The sequence below is a fragment of the Pedobacter sp. HMWF019 genome (assembly GCF_003061025.1).
GTDB lineage: Bacteria > Bacteroidota > Bacteroidia > Sphingobacteriales > Sphingobacteriaceae > Pedobacter.
In genome coordinates this window covers 39,040-47,152 of sequence record NZ_QAIL01000275.1, presented here as the reverse complement: position 1 = coordinate 47,152, position 8,113 = coordinate 39,040, and the positions used below count along the sequence as shown (strand labels likewise).

The 8,113-nt window shown below is 38.8% G+C and carries 6 protein-coding genes; 3 read left to right on the top strand and 3 right to left on the bottom strand.

The features are described from left to right. Nucleotides 1–84: 84 nt before the first annotated feature. Genes DBR11_RS16050 through DBR11_RS16040 form a run of 3 tightly spaced genes read left to right on the top strand, consistent with a single transcriptional unit; the run spans nucleotide 85 to nucleotide 4,931 of the window. Nucleotides 85–2,475, top strand: coding sequence for a TonB-dependent receptor domain-containing protein (locus tag DBR11_RS16050; protein WP_108553665.1), 2,391 nt, complete (start codon nucleotides 85–87; stop codon nucleotides 2,473–2,475). A gap of 1 nt (nucleotide 2,476) precedes the next feature. Then, nucleotides 2,477–3,694 carry a DUF4374 domain-containing protein gene (locus DBR11_RS16045; protein ID WP_108553664.1) on the top strand — a complete coding sequence of 406 codons (1,218 nt, stop codon included), beginning with the start codon at nucleotides 2,477–2,479 and terminating at the stop codon, nucleotides 3,692–3,694. A gap of 28 nt (nucleotides 3,695–3,722) precedes the next feature. Beyond that, the gene (locus DBR11_RS16040; RefSeq protein WP_108553663.1) at nucleotides 3,723–4,931 is read left to right on the top strand and encodes a PepSY domain-containing protein; all 1,209 of its coding nucleotides are present in this window, start codon (nucleotides 3,723–3,725) and stop codon (nucleotides 4,929–4,931) included. 84 nt (nucleotides 4,932–5,015) lie between these two features. Here DBR11_RS16040 and DBR11_RS16035 read toward each other — a convergent pair whose 3' ends face one another. The 3 genes from DBR11_RS16035 to DBR11_RS16025 are packed head-to-tail and all read right to left on the bottom strand — an operon-like array spanning nucleotide 5,016 to nucleotide 8,104. Beyond that, nucleotides 5,016–5,972: a hypothetical protein gene (locus DBR11_RS16035; protein ID WP_108553662.1), complete on the bottom strand. Its 957-nt coding sequence runs from the start codon at nucleotides 5,970–5,972 to the stop codon at nucleotides 5,016–5,018. A gap of 31 nt (nucleotides 5,973–6,003) precedes the next feature. Beyond that, the gene (locus DBR11_RS16030; RefSeq protein ID WP_108553661.1) at nucleotides 6,004–6,672 is read right to left on the bottom strand and encodes a hypothetical protein; all 669 of its coding nucleotides are present in this window, start codon (nucleotides 6,670–6,672) and stop codon (nucleotides 6,004–6,006) included. Nucleotides 6,673–6,676: 4 nt separating this feature from the next. Then, nucleotides 6,677–8,104 carry a RagB/SusD family nutrient uptake outer membrane protein gene (locus DBR11_RS16025; RefSeq protein WP_158275300.1) on the bottom strand — a complete coding sequence of 476 codons (1,428 nt, stop codon included), beginning with the start codon at nucleotides 8,102–8,104 and terminating at the stop codon, nucleotides 6,677–6,679. Nucleotides 8,105–8,113 lie beyond the last annotated feature (9 nt).

Here is an 8,113-nt window from a genome sequence, read left to right as displayed (position 1 = left end):
GTATAAATCCCTGCACATTCTGTACATGGATTCCTCTATTTTTGCCACAAATTAATAATTAGTCTAAATAAGAACAATTTAAATATGCAATATTTATCTCATCAGTTTTATGCATTGCTCATTACACTAGCTTTTCTTTTTAGTGTGGTACCTGTAAAAGCGCAGCAAAAAATAACAATAACCGGATTGGTAAAAAGTAATAGTGGGACGCCATTACATGGGGCCGGTGTATTTTTATCGCCAGGTAAAAAAAATGCAGTGACTGATGAGAATGGTAAATTTCAGCTTTCAGATATACCGGAAGGGACTTATAAAATCAGGATTACTTTTATTGGTTTTAGAGACAAGACACAAAATATTGAACTTCCTTTGAAAAACGACAATTTACTGGTGTTTTCTCTTGAAGAAGATAAAAATGATTTATCTGAGGTTACTGTATTAGGACGTACGGCGGTGCAGGAAACCAGTCAGCAGGCCTATAATGTTACGGCTATAGATGCTAAAAAACTGTACAATACGACACTTGATATTTCCGGTGCGTTAGATCGTGTAGCGGGTATACGTGTTAGAGAATCTGGTGGAGTAGGTTCCAACTTTAACCTTTCGTTAAATGGTTTTTCCGGCAATCACATCAAATACTTTATTGACGGTATTCCGATGGATAATTTTGGTTCTTCATTTCAAATTAACAATATCCCTATTAATATTGCAGACCGCGTAGAAGTTTATAAAGGTGTGGTACCTATGTGGTTGGGGTCTGATGCTTTAGGCGGTGCTATTAATATCGTTACTGGTGATCGCTACCGTAACTATGTTGATGCCTCTTATTCCTTTGGATCTTTTAACACGCACAGAAGTGTAATAAATGCGGCAGCAACAACAAAAGGTGGGTTGACCTTTCAACTGAATGCATTTCAGAATTATTCGGACAACAATTATAAAGTAAAAGTTGAGGCCTCAGACATTTATACAGGTGCATACGCACCTAAAGCAACCTTAAGAAGGTTTCATGATACCTATCACAATGAAACGGTGATTGCAAATGTTGGAGTAGTGGACAAAAGTTATGCGGATAAATTGTTGCTGGGTATAACCATGGGCCAGAACTACAAAGAAATACAGACAGGTGCGCGTATGGTATCTGTATTTGGGGGATGGCATAGAAAAGGAAATATTATAATGCCTTCTTTGAAATACAAAAAGACCAATTTAATTGAAGGCCTGGATGTAACTGTTAATGCCAATTACAACCTTGGACAGGAGCAAAATATTGACACTATGAATGTGCGTTACGATTGGTATGGCAACAGCAAACCAAATGGTTCTAACGGAGAACGCTCCAGAAGCTTATACAAATACAAAAACAATAACGGTCTTGCGACTGCCATGTTCAACTATAAATTGGCTGAGAATCAGTCTCTGGCCCTAAGTAATGTGTTTACAACTTTCAATAGAAAGGGAAGTGATGAACTGAACCCGGCGAATGCGGAGTATGAAAAAACTAAAAAGACAAACAAGAATATTTTAGGACTCGGATATAATTTCGAAATAAAAAATAAACTTGGTGCCACAGTATTTGGTAAGTATATCCATCAAAACAATATTGATGGGACTGGAAATGCAGATCAAGCCACTATAAAAAAACTCGGATATGGTACTGCCTTAACCTATTTCTTTACCCCAAACTTACAGCTTAAAACATCTTATGAATTGACCAATCGTATGCCCGAAGCGCAGGAGATATTTGGTGATGTAGAAAACCAGGAAGGAAATCCTGCATTGAAACCAGAAAAGAGTGATAATGTTAACCTTGGAATGAGCTACAGCTTTTCTATAAATAAGATCAATAACTTTTCTGTCACTGCCAATGCTATTTATAGAAAGTCTGACAATTTTATTTACAACCGATTGAACAGTAATCAATCTAAACTGATTGCTGACAACAGAGATGGTGTTCGTACCTGGGGATTAGATGGGGAAATAAGGTATTCTTACAAAGACTGGTTTACCGCTGGGACAACTGTAACCTACCAATACTTGCAAAATCTTCAAAAGTATGAAATCAACCCAAATACAGGAGAAAAATACACAACGGAGAGCGTGGTATATTTAGATCAAATGCCTAACATCCCATATCTGTTTGGTAATAGTGATGTGTCTGTATCCCTTAAAAATATGGGTAAAAAGGGCAATAATCTCAACATAGGCTATAATCTATTATATGTGCATGCTTTCTGGTTGTATTGGCCAAGTCGTGGGGGCAGCAGTTCTAATGGAAGTAAATATGTCGTTCCCAAACAGTTGTCGCACGATATAAATCTGGTTTATAGCTTAGAGAAAGGGCGTTATAATATCGGGCTTGAAGCAAAAAATATTACAGATGCACTTCTTTACGATAATTTCAGTTTACAGAAACCAAGTCGTGGGTTCTATCTGAACCTGAGGTATTTCATTAATAAAAATAACAACAACTAATATGAAAGCAACTATAACTAAAATATTCGGAGTTTTGGCTTTTGCAGCTATGCTAAGCTCTTGTATGAAAAAAGACAAAGCAGCGGAAAATCTTGGGAACTATATTCTGGCGGTAACTCCTGTGGCTTCTACTGGTGTTGCAGATTACCTGCTGACTGCTGGTGATTTAGAAAAAGGAACAATATCTACCGCTGGAAATGGTGTAGAACAAGATGGAACCTACCGTTATTATGTAACCAGCAATAACAAGTTCTTCAGTATGTTGTATGGACAGGGTAATCCAGGAGCAGTAACTACTTATAACATTCTGGATGGAAGGATCAATAAACTCTCTAATTTCCAAACCGAAACGGTTCAGGCATTTGCGCCGGTTAATGACGATCTGTTGTTGGTTAAAATTTCCAGGAATATTACAAACCCATTGTCTAGCTGGTACCGCATCAGCACCAATAGTCTATTGATTACTGGTGAGGGAACTGTAAACACGCAAACCCTTTCCAATAATGGAGAAACGGCACATTTTAGCTGGATTAAACAGGTTGGTAATAAAGTATATGCGCCTTATTTTTCTATTAAAGGATGTTGCGGTGATTCATTTGGTACGGCTTACCCTAACAATGCGTGGATTGCAGTTTACTCTTATCCACAAATGCAATTAGAAAAAGTGATTAAAGACGACAGGACCAGTTTTATAGGGAGATATATGACTAATGGTTTAGCAGTAGTGGAAAATGGAGATGTATATGCATTCTCCTCTTCTGTGGCAACAACCAATGGTGTTTTAAGTTCCACAAAACCTTCTGCAATCACCAGAATTACTGCAGGTACTACAGAATTTGATCAGAGCTATTTTTATGATTTTGAAGCAATTTCTGGTGGCTATGTAGTTACCGACTGGCTTTATATAGGTAATAATAATTTTGTGGTTAATGTGATTCTTAAAGCACAAAGAGGAGCTTATTCTACAGGAAAAACCATAGCGATTGTGAATGTGGTGGATAAAACCTTTAAACAAGTAACCGGATTGCCTTTGGAAGCCAATATCGAAAGTATTACGACCAATAATTATACACCTAAAGACGGAAAGTTAGCCTATATCGGAGTGAATATGAAGGGGGTGGCTAATTATGTTTACAAGATAGATGCTTCCACACAGACTGCCACTCAAGGACTAAAAGTTGAAGGTGGGGTAATTACAGCTATCCAGTACATAAAATAATGGGATCAAATTTTATCAGAATAAAGCGATGACACCAGGTAATAAAAATATTGCAACCAAAAAGAAAAGTAAGGATTCTTTATTTACAAGGATTAATAAATGGCTCCATCTTTGGCTCGGTCTGGTTTCTGGTATCATTGTTTTGATTGTATGTTTAACAGGTTGTATATGGGTCTTTAATGAGGAAATTACTGGTTTACTGGAGCCTGAAACAAAAGTAGAAAAACAGGATAAACCTGTACTCACGCCTTCGCAACTTAGCGCTATTGCTACGAAGTTATATCCAGGGAAGGTAATTTCCTACGCTCAATATCAGCAGGGACGTGCTATAAATGTATTTTTAAAACAACCGAATGAAAAAGGCAGGAGAGGTGGCGGGACAAGTTTAAAAATACATCCATATACCGGGGAAGTTCTTAAAGCGGAGGTGCGTAAAAAGGGAGAAACCGATTTCTTTAGATTTGTATTAAACGGTCATCGGTTTTTGTGGATGCCTTATACCATTGGGAGGCCAATTGTAAACTATGGCACTATGGTTTTTGTTGTTTTACTGATTACAGGGCTGATTTGGTGGTACCCAAAGAAGTGGAACAAAAGCACGAGAGACAAAAGCTTTAAGATCAAATGGGGTGCATCCTTTAAAAGAGTAAACCTGGATCTTCATAATGTACTTGGTTTCTATTCCTTGATTTTTTTGCTTGCCATTGCCTTGACGGGCATGGTGTACGGGATCAACTGGTACAGCGAAGGTTTGTATTGGGTAACTACAGGGGGAGAAAACATGGCCAAATTCAGAGATTTGAAATCAGATACTCTTCAGGTTAAGAAAGTGTACAGCCCAGAGCAATCTATGGATATTGCCTGGAGCAAAGTGATAGCCAAACATCCAAAATCTCAAGGATTTTATTATTCGTATCTTGATACTGCTGAGAAAAAATCTACTATTGGCATTACTGTTTATCCAACTGCTGGTCAGTTTTATAATAGCCAGGGATATACCTACGACCAGCATAGTCTGAAAGAACTAAAACGTAAGGACATTTATTCCACGCCTTATGTCGGTGCAGGTTTTGGTGGGAAATTAAGGAAAATGAACTACGACATCCATGTTGGCAGTATATTGGGTTTTCCAGGTAAAGTACTGGCCTTTTTATGCTCACTGATCGGCGCATCCTTACCTATAACTGGTTTTCTGATCTGGTACGGACGTAAGTTTAAGAAGAAACGAAAGGTTTGATCATAAAAAAGCCCGGACTAAAATTTAGTCCGGGCTTTTTTATTTGGTTAAATTGTAAGGTGTTTTTTTGCGCAAAATATAGATTTAAGGTTTTTTGGTCACGGTAGGAATCCGGATGGTTACAGTAAAAGTACCGGCAGCAAAAACTTTGAAATCAAAGAATACCGGGTTCACATTTCTGTTCTCCACGACAAAATTGCCTGGAATACGATAGTAATTTCCAGTTCCGTTATTTCCCTCTTTAATTGGAAAACCATTCGGTAGTTCTATAAATTCCCATTCTAATCCGGTTGCAGTTTTTACCGTTGGGTAGTATGGATTCATCTGGGCAAAATTTCCGCGGTCCCCTCGGCTTATCACCTGACCTTGCGCAGGATTGAACAAAGCACCATTTTTGTCTGTAAATCTGAAGATGATCTTATTTGGTCCTGATTTATCATAATCTACTGTAATGGGTAAAAAAACACTGCTGGTGAAACCAGTTTCGGCACCAAGGTCGGAGGTGGTGTAAAATGGGCTGTCGGAAATTGCATAATTGGCCTTTGGTGTAATCAAAATGGTGCATGCATTGTTGATTGTTCTGATGCCATTTATATTACTCACCTCCACATCAATAGTATACCTGCCGGTATCAATATTTGCCGTGGCTTGTGATAAAGCAATCCTGCCGCCAATTTCTCCAACACTTAGGGCAACAGCAGGTTTGAGTATGATCTTCTTATTGACCAGTTCGATCGTAGAATCTGCTGCTGTGATCTGCCCGTTGAATTGTTTGATGATATATTCCTTTAGCAATTCTGGCGCATTTTTTCCAGTAGTTAGGTTTCTTACTGCCAGAAGCTTCACATGGACTGGACCTGTAGTTCCATCCAGTTCTAATGAATTAGAAGTGGTTACATTTCCCTGGGTCGCAATTAAAGGATTTGGGGTATAATACATGTAATCGCTGATAAATCCCTTTTCTATTTTTTTGCAGCCATAAACCAGTAGTGCGGTAATGGCGCACAAGTAAACGCATAATGCAATGTTTTTTTTTCTCATGATGTGTTGTCTATTGATAAACTGAATGCGTTTAGAACCTGATGAAAGTATGCTGGTTGTTCAGCACATGTAGCATACCGCCAGTTGATGGTTCAATACCTGTTGTCTGGCATTGGGCCTTAACGTCCGAAGTCGGATCGTCTGCAGGTAAAGTTGAACCTTGTGGATCTAATGTGCCACGCACCCTGATGTAATATAAATAGTAAATTGGTGCAGAAGACCAGGCCCCAGAGGCTTTAGGCTGTAATATACGCTGAATTGCAGTTTTAGTATTGGCCGCATTGTTTACCATTGCTGCCTGTTCTGGCGTTGTCATCAGCTCTACCCGAGATTTGAGCATATATATCCTTAGAGAATCGGCAGTGATGTCCTTATACATATCGTCTAAAGTATATTTTCCGTTTTCATCTTCTTGTAATATGGAATCTTTTTTCACTTTAAGGTATTTGTTAATGGAATAGTTTGTGGGCGCAAAAAAAGTTGCTGCACCATTCACTTCTTCTTTCAGGTTGTAATGGTCAATAACCATGATCAGGGTATCAAAGAGGTGATATTTGTGTTGTTTTAAATAGTCATAAGTGCTCAGGTAACTTTTGGGGTCGCTTAAACCACCATCTGTAAGATAACTGCTCTTTTTACAGCTGAAAAAACAGGTTAGTGCAAGAACACAGGCCAGTACGTATATGGATTTTGTTTTCATAAGATTACATTTTAGAACGCCAGTAAGGAGTTTGAGTTAGTTTTTTGTTAATGCTCATCAAAGCGGGATCCAGTGGCCAGTAATATTTCCCGGCATTGAAATCACCTTGACCCATTTTATCGTTACCAAATTTCATAATTCCGGTTTTTCGACCGAGTCTAACCAGATCATAGAAGCGATGGCCTTCCAGAAACAACTCACGTCCACGCTCATCAATAATCCCTTCAAAAAGATTGCCGTTTGTTCCTTCCCAGCTGTTAAGGCCTGCTTTGGTTCTTACTTCATTTAAATAGTTTTTTGCCTCATCGTATTGGCCTAATGCGGCAAGGGCTTCTGCTTTTAGCAGGGTTATATCGGCAAGGCGAAAAATAATAATATTATTGTGGGCAACACCAACGGTTACATTTTGCCCGCTCGTGTAGGTGATGTTACTGTATTTGATGCATATGGGATCTGTGGTGCTGGTTAAAGCAAAAGCCTTTTGGAACCTCAGGTCCTGACTGTCATTAAACAAACTGCTCAATGTGTTTTGATTGATGATAAAAAGGGCATTTCCTGTGTTTGTAGTCAGGTAGGGGCTTTTTAATGTATAAAATGAGATTCCGGTAGTGTTACCTTCATTCTCATCACTTTGCGCAATTTCAAAAATACCTTCTGCAGATTTGCCTTTGAAAATATTTAAATAACTAGCCCGGTTCTCATATTGATAAAATTTCCTGTCAAGAATTGCGGATGCGGCTGTAGTGCAATTGGCATAATCGCCCTGCCAGGCATAAAGGTGGGCGAGAAGTGCATAAGCTGCTCCTTTATTTGCCCTTACTGCCCGATTGTTGGCATTTGAATAATCCCAGCTCAACAGACTTATAGCCATATTAATATCCTTGATACATTGTTTTAAAATTTCGTTTTGCGGGCTTCTTGGAAGATCCACTGCCTCTGTAATATTTACAGATTGAACAACGAGGGGAACGTCGCCCCAAATTCTTGCCATATAGAAATAATTGAATGCCCTTAAAAAATAGGCTTCACCAAGAAAGTTGTTCTTTGCTGCAACAGAAGAAAACTGATCATCGGTCATTTTGCCAATAAACTGAATGCAGCGGTTGCTTTGATCAATAGTTCTGTAAAAAAGATCATAACGTCTTAGTTTCATCATCCGATCTCCAGTTTCAGCGAAGGGAACAGACACAGACCAGTTGATCTTAGCTACATCTCCCAGGCGGTATTCATTGGTGTTATATTCATCCGTAGGTAAATCCCCATAAGCATAAAAGGCCATTCCATTGGTGTTCAGGCTAGCCCTTAATAAAGCGTAAGCAGAGGCCACTCCTTTATCGGCGTCACTTTCATTACGCCAGAAGGTCTGATCAGTAGAAACACTGATGGGCTTTTCGTCTAAAAATTTTTTGCAGGAAAGTAGGACTGTGCCCAATAATAAACA

Excerpts from the sequence above, each read along its gene's own strand:
- DBR11_RS16040 (WP_108553663.1), top strand. The coding sequence starts at position 3,723 with ATGACACCAGGTAATAAAAATATTGCAACCAAAAAGAAAAGTAAGGAT.
- DBR11_RS16045 (WP_108553664.1), top strand. The coding sequence starts at position 2,477 with ATGAAAGCAACTATAACTAAAATATTCGGAGTTTTGGCTTTTGCAGCT.
- DBR11_RS16035 (WP_108553662.1), bottom strand. The coding sequence starts at position 5,972 with ATGAGAAAAAAAAACATTGCATTATGCGTTTACTTGTGCGCCATTACC.
- DBR11_RS16030 (WP_108553661.1), bottom strand. The coding sequence starts at position 6,672 with ATGAAAACAAAATCCATATACGTACTGGCCTGTGTTCTTGCACTAACC.
- DBR11_RS16050 (WP_108553665.1), top strand. The coding sequence starts at position 85 with ATGCAATATTTATCTCATCAGTTTTATGCATTGCTCATTACACTAGCT.